This window comes from Streptomyces pacificus (genome assembly GCF_011766325.1).
Taxonomy (GTDB): domain Bacteria; phylum Actinomycetota; class Actinomycetes; order Streptomycetales; family Streptomycetaceae; genus Streptomyces; species Streptomyces pacificus.
This window is the reverse complement of sequence record NZ_BLLG01000011.1, coordinates 42,543-60,952: the sequence shown is the minus strand read 5'-3', so window position 1 is coordinate 60,952 and position 18,410 is coordinate 42,543. Positions and strand designations below refer to the sequence as shown.

17 protein-coding genes and 2 tRNA genes are annotated in these 18,410 nt (G+C 73.1%); 11 read left to right on the top strand and 8 right to left on the bottom strand.

The genetic code is table 11. The annotated features are described in order from the left end of the window. The first annotated feature begins 42 nt into the window (after nucleotides 1-42). Both SCWH03_RS18650 and SCWH03_RS18645 read left to right on the top strand, forming a co-directional pair. Nucleotides 43-116: transfer RNA gene (locus tag SCWH03_RS18650), tRNA-Met, on the top strand. Nucleotides 117-330: 214 nt separating this feature from the next. After that, a complete protein-coding gene (locus SCWH03_RS18645) occupies nucleotides 331-2,643 on the top strand; it encodes a tetratricopeptide repeat protein (RefSeq protein ID WP_173265398.1) in 2,313 nt (770 codons plus the stop codon). Between the two features lie 274 nt (nucleotides 2,644-2,917). On the opposite strand, the gene SCWH03_RS29640 is transcribed toward SCWH03_RS18645, so the two are convergent. Then, nucleotides 2,918-3,052: a hypothetical protein gene (locus SCWH03_RS29640; RefSeq protein ID WP_272491082.1), complete on the bottom strand. Its 135-nt coding sequence runs from the start codon at nucleotides 3,050-3,052 to the stop codon at nucleotides 2,918-2,920. Between the two features lie 77 nt (nucleotides 3,053-3,129). On the opposite strand from SCWH03_RS29640, the gene SCWH03_RS18635 reads away from it, so the two are divergent. After that, nucleotides 3,130-3,203 (top strand) — tRNA-Met (locus SCWH03_RS18635). Between the two features lie 409 nt (nucleotides 3,204-3,612). Here SCWH03_RS18635 and SCWH03_RS18630 read toward each other — a convergent pair. After that, the gene (locus SCWH03_RS18630) at nucleotides 3,613-4,029 is read right to left on the bottom strand and encodes a Fur family transcriptional regulator (protein WP_173265397.1); all 417 of its coding nucleotides are present in this window, start codon (nucleotides 4,027-4,029) and stop codon (nucleotides 3,613-3,615) included. Between the two features lie 153 nt (nucleotides 4,030-4,182). On the opposite strand from SCWH03_RS18630, the gene SCWH03_RS18625 reads away from it, so the two are divergent. Beyond that, nucleotides 4,183-5,634, top strand: coding sequence for a catalase (locus SCWH03_RS18625; protein ID WP_173265396.1), 1,452 nt, complete (start codon nucleotides 4,183-4,185; stop codon nucleotides 5,632-5,634). 79 nt (nucleotides 5,635-5,713) lie between these two features. Here SCWH03_RS18625 and SCWH03_RS18620 read toward each other — a convergent pair whose 3' ends face one another. Together SCWH03_RS18620 and hisN are read right to left on the bottom strand one after the other, a co-directional pair. Then, nucleotides 5,714-6,118, bottom strand: a complete 405-nt coding sequence (locus SCWH03_RS18620; protein ID WP_173265506.1) for a CBS domain-containing protein — start codon at nucleotides 6,116-6,118, stop codon at nucleotides 5,714-5,716. A 172-nt stretch (nucleotides 6,119-6,290) separates the two neighbouring features. Further along, a complete protein-coding gene (gene hisN, locus SCWH03_RS18615; RefSeq protein ID WP_173265395.1) occupies nucleotides 6,291-7,088 on the bottom strand; it encodes a histidinol-phosphatase in 798 nt (265 codons plus the stop codon). 288 nt (nucleotides 7,089-7,376) lie between these two features. Between hisN and SCWH03_RS18610 the strand changes: the two genes are divergently transcribed. Then, nucleotides 7,377-8,003 carry a TetR/AcrR family transcriptional regulator gene (locus SCWH03_RS18610; protein WP_173265394.1) on the top strand — a complete coding sequence of 209 codons (627 nt, stop codon included), beginning with the start codon at nucleotides 7,377-7,379 and terminating at the stop codon, nucleotides 8,001-8,003. On the opposite strand, the gene SCWH03_RS18605 is transcribed toward SCWH03_RS18610, so the two are convergent. The 4 genes from SCWH03_RS18605 to SCWH03_RS18590 all read right to left on the bottom strand — a co-directional run bounded on the left by SCWH03_RS18605 (nucleotide 7,969) and on the right by SCWH03_RS18590 (nucleotide 11,565). Then, complete coding sequence (locus SCWH03_RS18605; RefSeq protein ID WP_173265393.1) at nucleotides 7,969-8,292, bottom strand: DMT family transporter; 324 nt, start codon at nucleotides 8,290-8,292, stop codon at nucleotides 7,969-7,971. The genes SCWH03_RS18610 and SCWH03_RS18605 overlap by 35 nt on opposite strands. 145 nt (nucleotides 8,293-8,437) lie before the next feature. Continuing rightward, nucleotides 8,438-9,448: a ribosome small subunit-dependent GTPase A gene (gene rsgA / locus SCWH03_RS18600; RefSeq protein WP_173265392.1), complete on the bottom strand. Its 1,011-nt coding sequence runs from the start codon at nucleotides 9,446-9,448 to the stop codon at nucleotides 8,438-8,440. Nucleotides 9,449-9,463: 15 nt separating this feature from the next. After that, nucleotides 9,464-10,804 carry a 3-phosphoshikimate 1-carboxyvinyltransferase gene (gene aroA, locus SCWH03_RS18595; RefSeq protein WP_173265391.1) on the bottom strand — a complete coding sequence of 447 codons (1,341 nt, stop codon included), beginning with the start codon at nucleotides 10,802-10,804 and terminating at the stop codon, nucleotides 9,464-9,466. A 68-nt stretch (nucleotides 10,805-10,872) separates the two neighbouring features. Then, nucleotides 10,873-11,565, bottom strand: a complete 693-nt coding sequence (locus tag SCWH03_RS18590) for a M50 family metallopeptidase (protein WP_173265390.1) — start codon at nucleotides 11,563-11,565, stop codon at nucleotides 10,873-10,875. 664 nt (nucleotides 11,566-12,229) lie between these two features. On the opposite strand from SCWH03_RS18590, the gene SCWH03_RS18585 reads away from it, so the two are divergent. From SCWH03_RS18585 to SCWH03_RS18560, 6 genes are all read left to right on the top strand, one after another. Next, nucleotides 12,230-13,045 (top strand): SOS response-associated peptidase, encoded by an 816-nt coding sequence (locus SCWH03_RS18585; protein ID WP_173265389.1) that lies wholly within the window; start codon nucleotides 12,230-12,232, stop codon nucleotides 13,043-13,045. A gap of 88 nt (nucleotides 13,046-13,133) precedes the next feature. After that, a complete protein-coding gene (locus SCWH03_RS18580) occupies nucleotides 13,134-13,769 on the top strand; it encodes an alpha/beta hydrolase family protein (protein WP_173265388.1) in 636 nt (211 codons plus the stop codon). A gap of 508 nt (nucleotides 13,770-14,277) precedes the next feature. Beyond that, nucleotides 14,278-14,925 carry a sigma-70 family RNA polymerase sigma factor gene (locus SCWH03_RS18575; protein WP_371872724.1) on the top strand — a complete coding sequence of 216 codons (648 nt, stop codon included), beginning with the start codon at nucleotides 14,278-14,280 and terminating at the stop codon, nucleotides 14,923-14,925. Next, nucleotides 14,922-15,239, top strand: coding sequence for a mycothiol system anti-sigma-R factor (gene rsrA / locus SCWH03_RS18570; RefSeq protein ID WP_173265387.1), 318 nt, complete (start codon nucleotides 14,922-14,924; stop codon nucleotides 15,237-15,239). The genes SCWH03_RS18575 and rsrA overlap by 4 nt, the downstream gene beginning before the upstream one ends. Before the next feature lie 213 nt (nucleotides 15,240-15,452). Then, entirely contained in the window at nucleotides 15,453-16,835 is a 1,383-nt protein-coding gene (locus tag SCWH03_RS18565; RefSeq protein WP_173265386.1) for an HD-GYP domain-containing protein, read from the top strand. Beyond that, nucleotides 16,832-18,184: an HD-GYP domain-containing protein gene (locus tag SCWH03_RS18560; protein ID WP_254076847.1), complete on the top strand. Its 1,353-nt coding sequence runs from the start codon at nucleotides 16,832-16,834 to the stop codon at nucleotides 18,182-18,184. Before SCWH03_RS18565 ends, SCWH03_RS18560 begins: the two co-directional genes overlap by 4 nt. The last annotated feature ends 226 nt before the right edge of the window (nucleotides 18,185-18,410 follow it).

The following is an 18,410-nucleotide window of genomic DNA, read 5'->3' as shown; positions in this document are numbered from 1 at the left end:
CAGGACGCCACTTCGCACCGTGGTACGGTAGGTACACAACGACGCGGGGTGGAGCAGCTCGGTAGCTCGCTGGGCTCATAACCCAGAGGTCGCAGGTTCAAATCCTGTCCCCGCTACTGAGATCGAGGGCCCGGATCCATCAGGATCCGGGCCCTTGTCATGTGTCAAGGAAGCTCTTCCCGAAATCTGTCCCGATTCGGGTGAGTTGAGTCCGGCGTCCCGGAGCGGCGCATGTTTGAGTTGTCTCTCTGTGGGCATGTCGACAAAACGCTGAAGTGACCTCAATGGCTGCGGTATACCAGGTGTACCCGGGTTGCGGGTGGTGCGACGATGGATTTCATGGGGGACGGGATAAATCTGTTGGAGATGGGGCGGTTTGCGCATGAGCACGCCGTCACTGCCGTGGCCGCGGTGAGTGTGGCCGATGCGACGGTCGCAGATGCTGCGGACGTTGCTTATGCCGTGGATGCCGTGGATGCCGTGGACACCGCGTGCGTCGGGGGTGCCGGGGACGCCGCGTACCCCGCCTACCCCGCGGACCCCGCGGACGCCGTGGATCCGCTCGAGTCCCTGACCCCCGTGGAACCTCTGCCCGTCACCGACGCCGAGACCGACGCCGAGACCGAGACCGAGGCCCGGCACCGTCGCGCCGCCGAGGCGGGCGACCTGACCTCCATGAGCGTCCTCGGGGCGATGCTCCTGCGCCGGGGCGATCTTGACGGAGCGGAGCCGTATCTGCGTACGGCCACCGCGGAAGGGGACCGTGCCGCCGCGAACAACCTCGGTGTGCTGCTGCACCAGCGCGGCTACCCCGACGAGGCGGCCTGCTGGTGGCGGATCGCCGCGGTCGCCGGTTCCGCGGCCGCGGCGCACGCACTCGGCCGGCACTTCCGGGAGCGGGGTGACGAGCCGGCCGCCGAGTACTGGCTCCGCCAGTCCGCCGAGCAGGGGCACGCACTCGGCGCCTACGCCCTGGCCGATCTGCTGGAGCACCGCAGCGAGCCGGACGCCGCGCGCTGGCTGCGCGCGGCGGCCGAGCAGGGCCACCGCGAAGCCGCGTACCGGCTGGCGCGTGCGCTGGAGCGGCGTTCGCCGGACGGTGGCGCCCCGGAGGCCCGCCGCCGTGCCCCGTCCGCCGCGGGCGGGGGTCCCCGCGGCCCCGGTGGCAGCGGTTCGCCCGGCGGCAGGGCGGGGGCCGGCAGGGCGGCTGGTCCGGCAGGGCCCGAGGGCGAGCTCGGGACGCAGCCCGCCGCCGTGACCGTCGGCCCCGACCCCGCCCCCGGCGCCGACGGAGCCCGAGACGCGGCGTCAGCCGTCATCCCCGCCCCCCGCAGTGCCGCCCGTAGCGCCCCCCGTAGCGCCGCCGAGCCCGCGCCGCCGGCCGCGTCCACGGCCGCAGCGGCGGGCGGCCCCGCCGCAGGCGGGGCGTCAGTGCGTCAGGACGAGGCGGAGCAGTGGTACCGGCAGGCGGCTGCCCGAGGGCACCGCCGGGCGGCGCTGCACCTGGGCGGCATCCTGGAGCGCCGGGGCGAGCTGAGGGACGCCGCGCGCTGGTACCTCACCGCCGCCAAGGACGGCGAGGCCCGTGCCGCCTGCGCCCTGGCGTTCCTGCTGAAGGACGCCGGCGACGAGGAGGGTGCCGCCGTGTGGTGGCTGCGGGCCGCCCAGGACGGCGACGGCAACGCCGCCAACGCGCTGGGCGCGCTGCATGCCGCCCGTGGTGAGCAGCAGTCCGCGGAGCGCTGGTACCGCGCCGCCCTGGACGCGGGTGATGTGAACGGGGCGTACAACCTCGGGCTGCTGTGTGCCGCCCAGGGCCGCACCGGTCAGGCCGAGCAGTGGTACCGCCGGGCTGCGTACGCCGGGCACCGCGAGGCGGCCAACGCGCTCGCCGTGCTGCTGCTCCAGGCCGGGGACCCGGTCGGTGCCGAGCCGTGGTTCTCCAAGGCCGCCGAGGCGGGGAGCGTGGACGCCGCGTTCAACCTCGGCATCCTCTATGCGGGCCGCGACGAGGACGGCACGGCGCTCGGCTGGTACGCCCGGGCGGCGGCAGCCGGGCACACGGAGGCCGCCCTGCAGGTCGGGATGGCGTGTCTGCGCGACGGGGATGAGCACGCGGCGGAGCGGCATCTGCGCTGCGCCGCCGGCAGCGGAAGCGCCGAGGCGGCGTTCCGGCTCGCGACGCTGCTGGACGCGCGCCAGCCGCCGCTCGGTGCGCCCGCGCTCGGTGAGCCGCTGGGGGAGAAGACCGAGTGCGAGGAGTGGTACGAGCGGGCCGCCGGGCAGGGGCACCGCCGCGCTCAGGTGCGTATCGGCATGCTCGCCGCGGCTCGCGGCGATGTCGTCGAGGCGGCCCGCTGGTACCGGGAGGCGGCGGAGGCGGGCAGCCGCAACGGCGCATTCAACCTGGGGCTGCTGCTGGCCCGTGACGGCAACGAGCGTGAGGCCGCTCTCTGGTGGGCCCGCGCCGCCCGGGCGGGGCACGGCCGTGCGGCGCTTCGGCTCGCCCTGCTGGCCGCGCGCCGCGGGGAGCTGGCGGAGGGCCAGCGCTGGTGTGCCCGCGCGGTGGAGCTGGGGCCCGCCGAGGTCGCGGACCGGGCGGCCGCACTCCGGGAGGCACTGCACCAGGAACTCACGGCCTGAGGCGCGCATCGTGCTGCTCGGCAGCTTGGCGGGTGCCTGGGTTGAGGCGTTCCGTTCGCAGTGCTTCCTGCCGGAACCCCGGATTCCGGGGTGCGTCGGCAGCGGGCCGATCGACTGATCTTCTGATCTTCAGCGATCGTGCGGTCCGCCGGGAGGGACCGCTGCACTGAGGCCAGGCCCGGTGCACGGGGCCGGGGAACCTGCCCCGCCTCCCTGGGGCGTCGCCGAGCCCATCACCCTGCCCGCGCCCGGCGGCGCCCGACGTCTGCGGTGGTCAGGCCGTGTTCGAGCGGGTCGAGGTGATCACGACGGATGTGCAGGGCATGGTGGCGTGGCCGCCGAGCTTGCCGATCACGGTTCCGGCGCTGTCCAGGACCTTCGCTGCTGGAGATCGACCGACACCGCTCACGCGGAGCCGGAACCTCCAGGGTGGACGGATACGGATTTGCTCCGGTCCGCGGGGTGACGTACTGTTGGCCAGGCCGACGCGGGGTGGAGCAGCTCGGTAGCTCGCTGGGCTCATAACCCAGAGGTCGCAGGTTCAAATCCTGTCCCCGCTACTGTAGGCCGAAGGCCCGGATCCAGTGGATCCGGGCCTTCGGTGCATCATGGGCCGGGTCGCCGGTGGACGCTCCGGGGCGGCCGGGCGCAGGTGATGCCCGTCGACGGCCGCGGACGGTGCGACGGCGGTCCGGGCGGAGGTCCGGGCGGCGGTGTGCGGCGGGATGAGCGGAGCGCCGTCGACGCGAATGTGTCGTCGGCGGCAAGGGGTGCTGCCGTCGGGAAGGGCGCGCCGCCGGACAGTATGCGTAAGCCGTAAGCCGTAAGCCGCGAGCCGCCGGATAGCCGACGGAACCCGCGAGCCGGGAGCCGGTGGGCAGTGGCCGGCGGTCCATGCCGGCCCGCCCGTGAACGGCCGGGGGAGCCCGCCCCGCGTGGACGGGCGCGGACGGGCGCTGATGTGCGGAGTCAGGCGCTCGCGCAGTTCGGGCAGAGGCCCCGGTAGGTGACCTCGACGTCCGAGATCGTGAAGCCGAAGCGCTCCGCTTCGGGCAGGTCCGTCAGTGGATTGCCGTCGGGATGGACGTCCCGGATCGCGCCGCAGCTCGCGCAGACCAGGTGCTGGTGCGGGCGGTGGGCGTTCGGGTCGTACCGCTTGGCGCGGTGGTCCGTCGCCACTTCCAGGATCTCGCCCAGGGAAACCAGCTCACCCAGGGTGTTGTAGACCGTGGCCCGGGAGATCTCCGGCAACCGCTCGACCGCGCGCGCGTGGACCTCGTCGGCGGTCAGATGGACGTGCTCGCCGTCGAGGACCTCGGCGACGACGCGCCGCTGCGCGGTCATGCGCCAGCCGCGTCCGCGCAGCCGTTCCAGGAGATCGCTCATGCGTATCAGCCTAACAGTCAGGGGAGCAGATCCCGAACGGATGTGAACTTGGATGGGCATTTGACTTAGACAGGGTCCATTGTAGGATCGGCAACAGCATGAGCCAAGGGACAGGACTGGCAGGCGATGACGCAGCTCTCGAAGGAGGCGCACATGACGCAGGGACCGCTCACCACGGAGGCCGGTGCTCCGGTCGCGGACAACCAGAACAGCGAGACCGCGGGCGCCGGGGGGCCTGTCCTCGTCCAGGACCAGCTGCTGCTCGAGAAGCTGGCGCACTTCAACCGTGAGCGCATCCCGGAGCGGGTGGTGCACGCCCGCGGCGCCGGCGCGTACGGCACCTTCACGGTGACCGCCGACGTCACCCGCTACACGCGGGCGAAGTTCCTCTCCGAGGTCGGCAAGCAGACCGAGACGTTCCTGCGCTTCTCCACCGTCGCGGGCAACCTCGGCGCGGCGGACGCGGTGCGCGACCCGCGCGGTTTCGCGTTGAAGTTCTACACCGAGGAGGGCAACTACGACCTCGTCGGCAACAACACCCCGGTGTTCTTCGTCAGGGACGCCGTCAAGTTCCCCGACTTCATCCACACGCAGAAGCGCGACCCGTACACCGGCAGCCAGGAGGCGGACAACGTCTGGGACTTCTGGGGCCTCTCGCCCGAGTCGACCCACCAGGTGACCTGGCTGTTCGGCGATCGCGGGATTCCGGCCTCGTACCGGCACATGAACGGCTACGGCTCGCACACCTACCAGTGGAACAACGAGGCGGGCGAGGTCTTCTGGGTCAAGTACCACTTCAAGACCGACCAGGGCATCAGAAACCTCACCCAGGCCGAGGCGAACCGGCTCGCCGGCGAGGACCCGGACAGCCACCAGCGCGACCTGCGTGAGTCCATCGAGCGCGGTGACTTCCCGTCGTGGACGGTGCAGGTCCAGATCATGCCCGCGGCGGACGCCTCGACCTACCGGTTCAACCCGTTCGACCTCACCAAGGTGTGGCCGCACGAGGACTACCCGCCGATCGAGGTCGGGAGGCTGGAGCTCAACCGCAACCCGGAGAACATCTTCGCCGAGGTCGAGCAGTCCATCTTCAGTCCCGCGCACTTCGTGCCGGGTATCGGCCCCTCCCCGGACAAGATGCTCCAGGGCCGCCTCTTCGCCTACGGCGACGCCCACCGCTACCGCGTCGGGATCAACGCCGACCACCTTCCGGTGAACCGCCCGCACGCCACCGAGGCACGCACCCACTCCCGTGACGGCCTGCTCTACGACGGCCGCCACAAGGGTGCCAAGAACTACGAGCCGAACAGCTTCGGCGGACCCTTCCAGAGCGACCGGCCGCTGTGGCAGCCGGTGCCGGTCTCCGGTGGCACCGGGAACCATGAGGCCCCGTCGCACTCCGAGGACGACGACTTCGTCCAGGCCGGCAACCTCTACCGGCTGATGTCGGAGGAGGAGAGGGGGCGTCTGGTCGAGAACCTGGCGGGCTTCATCGCCAAGGTCTCCCGGGGCGACATCGCCGAGCGGGCGATCGGCAACTTCCGTCGGGCCGACGGAGACTTCGGCAAGCGGCTGGAGGCCGCGGTCCAGGTCCTGCGCGGCTGATCACCAGCACTGGACCGCTTGCCGTAGCAGAGCGGGCCGGACCTCCCCGGGGAGGTCCGGCCCGCTGGCATGCCCGCGGTCAGCCCGCGAGTGCCGCCTCGGTCCGGCGCCGTCCCGGTGTCCAGCAGCGGATGATGTCGCGTACCGAGACGACGCCGACGGGTCCCTGGGCGTCGAGCACGATGAGATGGCGGAAGTCGCCGTGGGCCATGGTGTCCGCGGCCTCCTCCAGGGTCCAGGTGGGGGCGGCGAAGACGACGTCGGTGGTGGTGTGGGCGGCGGCGGATTCGAGGTCGGGGTCCTGGCCGGCGCCGAGCGAGACGAGGACGTCCCGCTCGGTGAGTATGCCGAGGCCGCTGGTGTCGGGGTCGAGGACGACGGCCGCCCCGACACGCCGTGCGGCCATCAGCCGTGCGGCCTGCCTCAGGGTGTGTGCGGGGCCGATGGTGAGGACCACCGTGCTCATGGCGTCACGGACGAGCATGAAGGGAGCCACCTCCTTGATGAATCCTTCAACGAGAAGGAATTCACAAGTTCACAAACGGGGGGACTCTCAGAGTCGCAGCGATCGGGCGGGTCGACAAGAGGGAACATGGCGCCCACGGGGGGAGCACCGGAAGCGAACTGTCCGGTTACCCGCCTCGCGCGGCCCTCGCTCAACCTCGGTTGAGGTACTCCAGCAACTCTGTGTGCAGCAGCCCGTTGGAGGCCGCCGCGTTTCCGCTGTGCGGTCCGTGGACACCGTCGAGGCCGGTGAACGTGCCGCCCGCCTCCTGTACGACGATCGCGGTGGCCGCCATGTCCCAGAGGGAGAGCTCGGGTTCCGCGCAGATGTCCACCGACCCCTCCGCCACCATCATGTACGGCCAGAAATCGCCGTACCCCCGCGTCCGCCAGACCGCCCGGCCCAGTTCCAGGAAGCCGCCCAGCCGCCCCTGCTCCTCCCAGCCGTCGAGCGAGGAGTAGGCGAACGAGGCGTCGGACAGCTCCGCGACCCGGGAGGCGTGCAGCCGGGTCGCGGACGACAGGCTGCGCCCGGTGTACGCGCCCGCGCCCTTCGCCGCCCACCAGCGGCGGCCCAGCGCGGGCGCCGAGACCACGCCCACGACCGGCTGGTAGCCGCCCTCGCCTGCCTCCATCAAGGAGATCAGCGTCGCCCACACGGGAACCCCGCGGACGTAGTTCTTGGTGCCGTCGATCGGGTCGACCACCCAGCGCCTGGGACCGGTGCCCTCCAGGCCGTACTCCTCGCCCAGGATCGCGTCCCGCGGCCTGGCGCGCTGGAGCTGGTGGCGGATCAGTTCCTCGGCCGCCTTGTCGGCCTCGCTCACCGGGGTCATGTCCGGCTTGGTCTCGACCTTGAGGTCGAGCGCCCTGAACCGGTCCATGGTCGCCGCGTCGGCGGCGTCCGCGAGGACATGGGCGAGACGCAGATCATCGTGGTAGTCGGCCATGTCCGCACTCTATCCCCGGGGCGCGGCCACTCCGCCCCGTCCGTCCGCGCCAGGCGCCCCGTCCGTCCCGTCCCACCCGTCCGCCCTGTCCCACACATCCGCCCTCTCCCACCCGTCCGTCACGTCCGTCACGTCCGTCACGTCGGGTCTGGTCCCGCCAGGGCCCGAAGACGACGGCGTTCCGCGGTGCTGCGCGGCCCCGGGGGCACTCTTGACAGCAGGTGTTCGCACATCAACTCTGAGCAAAGAGCAGCGGGGCCGGTGAGGGCCCCTCCCGGAAGGATCACGATGCCCACAGCGCGAGAAGCCCTGCTGAACGCCGCTCACAGCGCACTCGCCGGCCGGCCCTGGCCCGCCGTCCGCATGGTCGACGTCGCTTCGGCGGCGAGCGTCTCCCGGCAGACGCTCTACAACGAGTTCGGCGGCAAGGACGGTCTTGCCCGGGCGCTGGTCCGGCGCGAGGCCGACGCCTACCTCTCCGGCGTGGACCGCGTGCTCGGGGAGCCGGCCGCGGCCGCCGAGCAGCTGGTCCGGCTGGCCGAGTGGATCGTGGCGGAGGCCCGTTCCCGGCCGCTGCTGCGCGCCCTGCTCACCGGTGTGTGGAGCGACCGGCTCCCCGAGCCGAGGCCCGCCGGCCGGTCAGCCGCGGGTCCGGCCGTACCCGCCCAGCGGCGCGCGGACGCGGGCCACCCCGCCCCCGCAGACCTGGTGGCCGCGGTGCGCGACCGGTCGCTCGCCGCGCTGGAGCAGCGCGGCGGGAGCCGCGCACGGGAGGAGTCGGCGGAGGCGGGACGGCACTGCGAACTGGCCGTGCGGCTGGCGCTGTCCTGTCTGGTCGCGGGCCCGCCCGAGGGGGTCGGCCGGCTGGTCCGTACGGCTCTCAGTGGGCCGGGCCGGAGAGCTGCAGGCCGATGACCCCCGCGACCACCAGCGTGATCGAGACGATCTTCAGCGTCGAGGCGATCTCCCCGAGGAACACCATCCCGTAGATGGCCGTGCCTGCGGCGCCGATGCCCGTCCACACCGCGTAGGCGGGTCCGACGTCGAGCTTGCGCAGGGCGAGGGTGAGCAGTCCGAAACTGCTCACGGCGAAGACCGCGAACGCGATGGTCGGCCAGAGCCGGGTGAAGCCGTGCGACAGCTTCAGGCTGATGGCGAACCCCGTCTCCAGGAATCCGGCGACGACCACGAGTAGCCAGGCCATGTCAGTGCCTCCCGCGTCTCCCGCGCCTCCCGCGTCCCTGAACCGCGCACCGCGTACCACGCACCGCGACCGCCTTGTCTCACGTGCTGTGATTATGCACGCACCGCGGCCGCCCGCGCGGACGGCGGACGGCGGACCGGCGGGGTCAGTCGCCCTCGCGTCGCTCCCGGGTGGCCAGCAGCCGCCTCAGGGAGTAGAGGCGCGCCGGGTCGGCGTGTCCCCGGGCCGCCCACTCGTCCAGGGCGCAGTCCGGTTCGTCGTGCGAACACGCGCGCGGGCAGTGCTCCGTGCCGGGCTCCAGATCGGGGAAGGCGTGGATGACCCGGGACGGGTCGACGTGGTGCAGCCCGAAGGACCGCACACCCGGAGTGTCGATCACCCAGCCTCCCGCGCCGGCCAGCGGCAGGGCCAGCGCGGAGGTGGTGGTGTGCCGGCCGCGGCCCGTGACGGCGTTGACCCGGCCGGTCGAGCGCCGCTTCTCCTCCGGTACCAACGCGTTGACCAGCGTGGTCTTCCCGACGCCGGAATGGCCGACGAAGGCGGTGATCCGGCCGTCGAGGTGCTCGCGCACGACGCTCGCCGCCTCGCCCGCGTCCAGCTCGTCGCGTGAGGTCACGACGTGGGGGATGTCGAGCGCGCCGTACAGGTCCAGCAGCGCCGATGCCGGGGCCAGGTCCGACTTCGTCAGCACCAGCAGCGGTTCCAGGCCGCCGTCGTAGGCCGCTACCAGGCAGCGGTCGATCAGCCGCGGGCGGGGCTCCGGATCGGCGAGGGCCGTCACGATCGCCAGCTGGTCGGCGTTGGCGACGACGACCCGCTCGTAGGGGTCGTCGTCGTCGGCGGTGCGCCGCAGCACGGAGGCGCGCTCCCTGATGCGGACGATACGGGCGAGCGTGTCCTTGGCGCCGGACAGGTCGCCGACCAGTTCCACCCGGTCGCCGACCACGGCCGCCTTGCGGCCCAGTTCCCGGGCCTTCATCGCCACGACGGTGCGGTCGTCCACGAGGCAGGTGAGCCGGCCCCGGTCCACGGTCAGGACCATGCCCTCGGCGGCGTCCTCGTGCTTCGGGCGGATGCTCGTACGGGGCCGGTTGCCCTTGCGGTTCGGCCGGACCCGGACATCGTCCTCGTCGGTGTGCTTGCCGTAGCGGCGCATCTCGTGCCGCCCCGCTCAGTTCCCCGCGAGCATGTCGGTCCACATCCTCGGGAAGTCGGGCAGGGTCTTGGCGGTCGTCGCGACGTTCTCGACCTCCACGCCCGCGACGGCCAGACCGATGAGCGCGCCGGCCGTGGCCATCCGGTGGTCGTCGTACGTGTGGAACACCCCGCCGTGCAGCGGGCGCGGCCGGATGTGCAGACCGTCCTCCGTCTCGGTGACATCGCCGCCGAGCTCGTTGATCTCCTTGGTCAGGGCCGCGAGGCGGTCCGTCTCGTGCAGCCGCAGATGCGCGACGCCGCGCAGCGTGGAGGGGGAGTCGGCCAGTGCGGCCACCGCAGCGATGCCCGGGGTCAGCTCGCCGACCTCGCCCAGGTCGACGTCGACGCCGTGGATCCGGCCGGAACCGGTGAAGGTCAGCCCGGCCTCGGTCAACTCGTACGAACCGCCCATTTCGGTGAAGATCCCCCGCAGGGCGTCACCGGGCTGGGTGGTCCGCTCCGGCCAGTCCGGGACGGTCACCCGGCCGCCGGTGACCAGTGCCGCGGCCAGGAAGGGCTGGGCGTTGGAGAGATCCGGCTCCACGGTCAGGTCCCGGCCGAGCAGGGCGCCGCTGCGGACCCGCCAGACGTCCGGCTCACCGCCGGTCTCCGGCTCGTCCACCTGCGCGCCGACCGCGCGGAGCATGTCGACGGTCATCCGGATGTGCGGCATGGACGGCAGCCGCGAGCCCCGGTGCCGGACCTCCAGCCCCTGGTTGAAGCGGGGGGAGGAGAGCAGCAGCGCGGAGACGAACTGGGAGGACGAGGAGGCGTCGATCTCCACCTCGCCGCCGTCCAGCGCCCCGCGGCCGTGCACCGTCAGCGGGAGCGCGCCGCGGCCGCCGTCGTCGATCCGGGCACCCAGGGCCCGCAGGGCGCGGATCACCTCGCCGAGCGGACGCTCGTAGGAGCGGGGGTCGCCGTCGAAGCGGACGGAGCCGTCGGCGAGGGCGGCGACCGGCGGCAGGAAGCGCATCACCGTGCCCGCGTTGCCGACGTCGACCGCCGCGGGTCCGTGCAGCCCGGCCGGGATGATCCGCCACGCCTCGCCGCTGTCGGGGCCGCCGGTCGCGGTGGAGCTGGAGGAGACCTGCTCCTCGATGCCGACGCCCATGGCGCGCAGCGCATCCGCCATCAGCAGGGTGTCCCGGGACCTCAGCGGGCGGCGCAGCCAGCCCGGTTCCGCGGCCAGCGCGGCGAGTACCAGCGCGCGGTTGGTGACCGACTTCGATCCGGGAACGGTGACCGTCGCGTCGACGGGCCCACTCGCGTGGGGGGCGGGCCAAAGGGCGGTGTGCACGGGGCTCTCGGTCATGGCCCACACTTTAGTGGCCCCGCGGAGGCCCGGTCGCTCGCCGGCCGGTCGCCCGGCACCCCGACCGGTCAGGGATCGAGCAGCCAGCGGCCGCCCCCGATCAGGGAGCACAGCGACACGGCGTGGAAGAGGAACAGCCACACCGCGGGCGGGACGTGCGTCATCCTCGCCAGCTGGTCCGCGTCCGAGTCCGGCGCACCCCCGTGGCGGCGCTTGACCTGCAGTTCGAAGGGCGGCCGGACGCCGCCCAGCAGCAGGAACCACACGGCCGCGTAGGCGAACGCCGCCTGCACCTCCGGTTCGGTGAGCCAGGACACCAGCAGGAACGCGGCGCCGGTGAGGACCACGGTGAGCGCCCCGTACGCGTTGCGGATCATCACCAGCATCGCGATCAGCAGCGCGGTGGCGACCCACAGCAGCAGGGTGATGCGGTGCGAGGCGAGCAGCCAGGCGCCGCCGAGCCCGAGCAGCGGCGGGGCGGTGTAGCCCGCGGCCGCCGTGAGGATCATGCCGGGTCCGGTCGGTCTGCCGCGGCTGACCGTCAGTCCGCTGGTGTCGGAGTGCAGCCGGATGCCCTCCAGACGCCGGCCGGTGGCCAGGGCGATCAGGCCGTGCCCGCCCTCGTGGGCGATGGTGACGGCGTTGCGGGACAGCCGCCATATCGCCGACGGGACGACCGCGGCCAGGGCGAGCACGGCCGTGCCTATGACCAGCCAGCGGTCGGGAGCCGGCTGGGTCGCGAAGATCTCGAATGTGACCATGTACGGGGTGGCTCCTCGGGGGGCTCGGGGCGGGCGGTCCGGCGCGGACGTGATGGCGATGGCGGGGACGGCGGGGACGGCGGGGACGGCGGGGACGGGGACGGCGGGGACGGGGACGGTATCTGAGACGTCGGTGCGGCAGCGATCGTTCCCGCCGGCAAACATGCGGATCACCGCAGGACCACCGGTGGATCGCCAGGTGAGGGCCGCGCGGGGTGGTCCGGGCTCCTGCCGCACCGGTGCCGGCTCGGCGCCGTCCTCGGGGCACCGGGGGAGTGCCGGCGGCCGGCCCCGACGCCATCCCGCCCCCCGCCGGCAGGCGTCCCCGGAGGGTGCGCGCTTCAGCGGTCCGTCGCCCCACACCCGGTGACACCGGTACGGAAACCGTGCCCGGCGGCGGTCTGGCACTCTTGGACGTGTCCCGGTGACGGGAGCACGAGGTCAGCGCGACCCAGGGCGACCCGGAGAGACCCGGAGAGACCGGAAAGAGCCAGAAAGATCGAGGACCGAGCGGACACGGCGGACCCGTACCGGCATCACGCCGCCCGGCCGCCCCGGCCCCGGCGGCCGGGCCGACGCACGGGGTGCTGCCGGGGGCTGTGCCGACGGCGCGGCCGAAGCGGAATGATCCGGTGTTTCCGCGAGGCCGGAGGGGCGGTTGGAGATGTGCGGACGGTACGCGGCGAGCCGGAGGCCCGAGGACCTTGCGGGGCTCTTCCGGGTGGAGAAGTGGGAGTCGTCCCGGGAACTGGCTCCCGACTGGAACGTGGCCCCCACCAAAGAGGTCCTCGCGGTGCTCGAACGTCCTCTGAAGGATGCGGACGACCGCCGTCCGGTTCGGCAGCTGCGGAAGCTCCGATGGGGACTCGTCCCGTCCTTCGCCGGGAACCCGGAGGGCGCGGCCCGGATGATCAACGCCCGGGCCGAGACCGTCCACGAGAAGCCCTCCTTTCGCCGGCCCTTCCGGGCCCGGCGCTGCATCCTGCCGGCGGACGGGTACTACGAGTGGGTCACCGGCAGCGAGGAGCGCGAGCTGGAGGTGAAGGGGAGGAAGAAACGGCCCCGCAAGCAGCCGTACTTCGTGACCCCGGCCGACGGCTCCGTCTTCGCCATGGCCGGGCTGTACGAGTTCTGGCGCGACCGTTCGCTGCCGGACGACCATCCCCGGTCCTGGTGGGCGACCTGCTCCGTGATCACGACCGAGGCGGAGACCGGGCCGCTGGGGGTCGCGCCTGCCGAAGGACCCCGTTCGCTGTCCGACATCCACCCGCGGATGCCGCTGATGCTCACGGAGGACCGCTGGGACGCCTGGCTGGACCCGTCCCGTACCGACCCGGACGAGCTGCGCGGACTGCTGGCACCGCCGCCCACGGGGCTGATGCGCGCCTACCCGGTGGGCACGGCCGTCTCCAACGTCCGCAACAACGGGCCCGAGCTGGTCGAGGAACTGGCCGCCCCCGAGGTCGGCACGCTCTTCTGAATCCTTTGACTCCTTTGACTCCTTTGAATCCTTTGACGCCGTTGACTCCTTGCCGCGGTTCCCGGGGCTCTGATGTGACACTGCTGCGGTGGGCGAGAGCGAGATCGTAGGGACACCGGCCGGGGACGCGCGCATCACCTGGCGCCCGGCATCGGGCCGGGCGCGCGCGGTCCTGGCGTTGGGCCACGGCGCGGGCGGCGGCGTCGACGCCCCGGACCTGCGGGCCCTCGCGGCCGCGCTGCCACCCGCCGGGGTCACCGTGGCCCTGGTGGAGCAGCCGTGGCGGGTCGCGGGGAAGAGAATCGCGCCCGCGCCGAAGACCCTGGACACCGCCTGGCGGGGCCTCTGGCCCGCCCTGCAGGAGCGGGGGCTGCCGATCGTCGCGGGCGGACGCAGCGCGGGAGCGCGGGTGGCCTGCCGGACCGCCCGTGAGCTGGGCGCGGGCGCCGTCCTCGCACTGAGCTTCCCGCTGCATCCGCCGGGAAGGCCGGAGAAGTCCCGCGCGGAGGAGCTGCTGGGCGCCGGGGTGCCGGTCCTGGTCGTCCAGGGCGGCAGCGACCCGTTCGGCAGACCGGAGGAGTTCCCGGACGGTGCGTACGAGCTGATCGCGGTGGACGCCGCCGACCACGGGCTCGCGGTGCCCAAGCGGGCCGCCCTGACCAGACAGGAGGCACTGGGTGTTGTCGTGGCCGGCGTGCGGACGTGGATTACCGCCCTGGTGTGACACCGGTGGCCGCTGCCGGCCGGCTCCCGGCTTGCTGCCGGTGCTTCACGACGTGGCTTTCGATGGCTTTCGACCGGTTGTTTCCGCCCGGCTTCCCGCCCGGTTTCAGGCCGGCTCCCGACTGGCTTACCCAGCGGTGTGCGCCGGGTCGCAGACGGGGTCCTCCGGCGGGCGGCCGGGTGCCCCCGCCCCGACAGGATGAGCCGCGCCGCCCGCGCGGTCCCGCCCGTGGGCAACCGGGTCCCCCGCCGGGAATCGTCCGGGAATCGTCCGGGAATAGCGGAGGGCGCGATCCCTGTTGTGCAGCACGTCAGCACAGGAGAGTGGAGAGGGAGTCCGTCGCATGGGTTCGACCATCTGCCCGAACCGGTCGCAGGCCGCCGACCTCGACTGGACCGTGCTGCCCGCACCGAAGACGGCGACGACTCGGGCGGCGGGCGGAGTGGTTGGTCGTCTATCCTCCGATTCGAGCGGGTCCGGTCTCGGTCCCGCCACAGCGTTGGAGGAGGTGGGTCCGGTCACTGGGACCGACGACGGCAGCACGGAAGAGACGGCCGCCGAGCGCAACGCGCGATTCGAGCGGGACGCCCTCGGCTACCTCGACCAGATGTACTCGGCGGCCCTGCGCATGACACGCAATCCGGCCGATGCCGAGGACCTGGTGCAGGAGACGTACGCCAAGGCCTACGGCTCGTTCCACCAGTTCCGCGAGGGCACGAACCTCAAGGCGTGGATGTACCGCATCCTCACGAACACCTTCATCAACTCCTACCGCAAGAAGCAGCGCGAACCGCAGCGCAGCGCGGCGGAGGAGATCGAGGACTGGCAGCTCGCCCGTGCCGAGTCGCACATGTCGACCGGTCTGCGCTCGGCCGAGTCCCAGGCGCTCGACCATCTGCCGGACTCGGACGTCAAGGAGGCCCTGCAGGCGATTCCCGAGGAGTTCCGCATCGCCGTCTACCTCGCCGATGTCGAGGGCTTTGCGTACAAGGAGATCGCGGACATCATGGGGACGCCCATCGGTACGGTGATGTCCCGGCTGCACCGCGGCCGCCGCCAGCTGCGCGGCATGCTGGAGGACTACGCCCGCGAGCGCGGGCTCGTTCCCGCGGGCGCCGGGGAGTCGACGAACGATCGGAAAGGCGCGGGCTCATGAGCTGCGGAGAGCCGCACGAGACTGACTGCGCGGAGGTACTCGATCATCTCTACGAGTTCCTCGACCGTGAGATGCCCGATGCCGACTGCACCAAGTTCGAGGTGCACTTCGAGGAGTGCTCCCCCTGTCTGGAGAAGTACGGCCTGGAGCAGGCGGTGAAGAAGCTCGTCAAGCGCTGCTGCGGCCATGACGACGTGCCGGTGGACCTGCGTGCGAAGGTCATGGGCCGGATCGAGCTCATCAGGGCGGGCGAGACCGTGCCCGACCATGATGTGACCGAGGGCCCGGCGGACGTGCCGAGCCCGGCCGAGTAGCCGGCCCGGCCGGTGGGCGGACCCGGCGGCATGGCCCCGTAAGGGGCCGGAACCGGTGATGTCCGAGGGCGGTGTCCGTCCCGCGTTCCGCGTCCCTATGCGCACATATGCGCGCCTGTCACCCGATGGTGCCAATCGGCCGCAACCAAACGTCCGGATGTGAACAACTCGCTAGCCTGACGCTCTGTTTGGGGGCAAGGAGGCTGACGGCGGGTGAAACGCATTCCCGGACCGGCGCGCGCATACATCCTGTGCGCGGTGGTGGGCGCAGGAGTATGCGCCCTGCCCGCGCTGCGCCCGGGAGCGGACACGCCCTGGACCGCCGTGGCGCTGCTGGCCGGGCTGCACGCCCTGGGCGAGATGCCGGGGCGCCGCCGGATCCCCGGGCGGCTGCTCGGGGAGTCCGCCCCGGCCGGGTCCGGACCGTTCCTCCCCGTCCTGTTCGCCGCCGCCCTGCTCCTGCCGCCCGCCGGGGCCGCGCTGGCCGCGGTACCGGCGGCCCTGCTCGGACACGTGGACCGGCGCCCGGCAGGTGCCCGGCGGGCCTGGCGGGCCGCCCGGCTCGCCCTGGCCGCGGCGGCCGCTTCCGGCGCGGCGGCGCTGTGCGGTGGTCCGGCAGCCCTGGCAGGCCCCGCGCTCCCGTACGCCCTGGTCCCGGCCGGGGCCGCGGTGCTGGCCTGTTGCCTGGCCGTCACAGCCCTGGACGGGGGCATCCTCGCCACCGCCGAACGGGTGCCGGTACGGGCCGCCTGGCGCGGGTTGCTGTCCCGGTCACTCGGCCCGCACCTCCTCCACGGGCTGGCCGGGCTGATGGCGGCCGTCATGTGGCGGAGCGCCTACGGCCCGCCGGCCGCGCTCCTCGTGCTGCTGCCCGTGTACCTGTCGAGTCGGGTCCCCGCGCGGCACCACCGCGAGCAGCGCGCCCACCGGTGCACCGTCCGCGCGCTCGTCCAGGCCGTCGACATCAAGGACCGCTACACCGGAGGGCACAGCGAGCGGGTGGGCCGGGCGAGCGTGCTGATCGCCCGGGAGCTCGGCATGGACGGGGAACGGCTCGAGGTGCTCCGCATCGCGGGCATCCTCCACGACGTGGGCAAGCTCGGTGTCCCCACCCGGGTGCTGCGCAAGGACGGCCCGCTGACCCCCGAAGAGCGGCGGGTGATCGAGCTGCACCCCGAGTACGGGCACGAGATCGTCCGGGGCATCGGCTTCCTCGGCGAGGCCAGGGCCGCGATCCTCCACCACCACGAGCGACTCGATGGCAGCGGCTACCCCTGCGGACTCGCCGGACGGCAGATCCCCGAGGCCGCCCGTGTCGTCGCCGTCGCCGACGCCTTCGACGCCATGACCTCGACCCGCTCCTACCGCAGGGCGCGGCCGGTGCACACCGCGGTCGAGGAACTCAGGCGATGCGCGGGCACCCAGTTCGACCCGCGGATGGTGCGGGCCCTCGTCCGCGCCCTGGAACGCCACGGCTGGGAGGGCGCCGTCACCGCGGACGAGCCGGCCGTGCCCGCACAGCCGCCCCGCGGACGCGGCGGTGCGCCGGCTCCGCCGGGCGCGGCATCGGCCTTCCGGCACCGGCGGGGCGGATGAGGCCGACCGCACCGGGCGCCGTCTTCGCGGTCTTCGCGGCCTTCGCGGCCTTCGCCGTCAAGGTGGTCAAGGCCGTCACCGCCGTGAACGCCGCGGCCGCCGTGAACGCCGCGGCCGTCGTGCTCGCCGCGGCCGGGCTCGGGTGGACCGGGTGGCAGGGGGTCACCGAACCCGTGGTCGCTCTGACGTTCGGCCTGATGGTCGCGATGGGCGAACTCGCCGGCCGCCGAGCCGGGCCGGGAGAGCGGGAGCCCGCCCCTTTCGGGGCCGCGAGCGCGCTCGGCTACGCCCTGCTGGGCGCGAACGCCGGGCACGCCACCGCGCACGGCTTTCCGCAGACCGTGGCGGTGGTCACGGCCGGCGTCCTCGCCGGCGCCGTCCCACGGGTCGCTCGTGGCCGGGGACCGGCGCTCGGCCATGCGGCCCGCAGGATCATCACCGTCGCCTTCGCCGCGGTCTGCGTCCAGCCCCTCCACGGCCCGGGCGCACCCGCGGAATCGCTCGCCACCGGCCCCGGCTGCGTCCTGGCGCTGCTGCTCGTGCTGGTGCCCACCGCACTGTGCGACGCCGTTCTCGCGTCCCTGCTGCTGCGGCCTGGCACCCTCTCCGGTGGCGCCGAGCGCACGGGAGGTCCCCCCGTACCCTTCGGGCCGCTGCTGCGCGACGAGCTGCGCTCGCTCCCCGGCGCGGGCTGCGCGGTCTGGGCGACCGGTGCCGTGATGGCGCTCGGCACGGCTGTCGCCGGGCCCTGGGCGCTGCCGCTGTGCTGTCTGCCGCTGCTGCTCACCCAGTTGTCGCTACGGAGGCTCACGGCGGTGCGGACGACGTACCGGCAGACCGTCGCCTCACTCGCACGGGCGACCGAGGTCGCCGGGTACACGCCCCACGGGCACGCGCGCCGGGTCGCGGCCCTGAGCGCCCTGGTCGGCCGTGAGATGGGACTCTCCGGTTTCGACCTGACCGTGCTGGAGTACGCGGCGCTGATGCACGACATCGGCCAGTTGTCCCTGGTGGATCCCGTCCCGGCGGGGGCGACCGCGCTGCTTCCCGCGCCGGAGCAGCGCAGGATCGCCCTGCTGGGCGGTGCCGTCGTCCGCCGGACCGGGGTCCCGTCGGCCGTCGCGGTGGTCGTCGAGCGGCAGGCCGAGCCGTATCGCGAGCAGCCGCTGCCCGCCCGTATCGTCCGCGCCGTCAACGCGTACGACGATCTGACCGGTGACAGTGTGCGGAGCGCACTGACCGCGCTGGAACGGCTCAGGCTGGGGACCGCGCACGACTACCAGCCCGAGGTCGTGGAGTCGCTGGCCCGAGTGCTGCGCGGGGGTCTCGAGTTCGCTCGGCCCGGGTAACCCATGGGTAATGAGCGGGCGTCCGAGCGGGCATGGTTGGATGCGAAGGAAAGAGCGCTGAAGCAGGACTGCGGGGCGCCTGCGGGAGCGCCGGGCGCCGAGGCAGGGCTGGAGCAGCGCTTGTGGGAGCGCCGGAGAGCGCCGGAGAGCGCCGGAGAGCGCTGGAGAGCGCCGGAGAGCACGGAGAAGGAGCACTGAGAGACATCGGCACACGGTCATTCAGGCG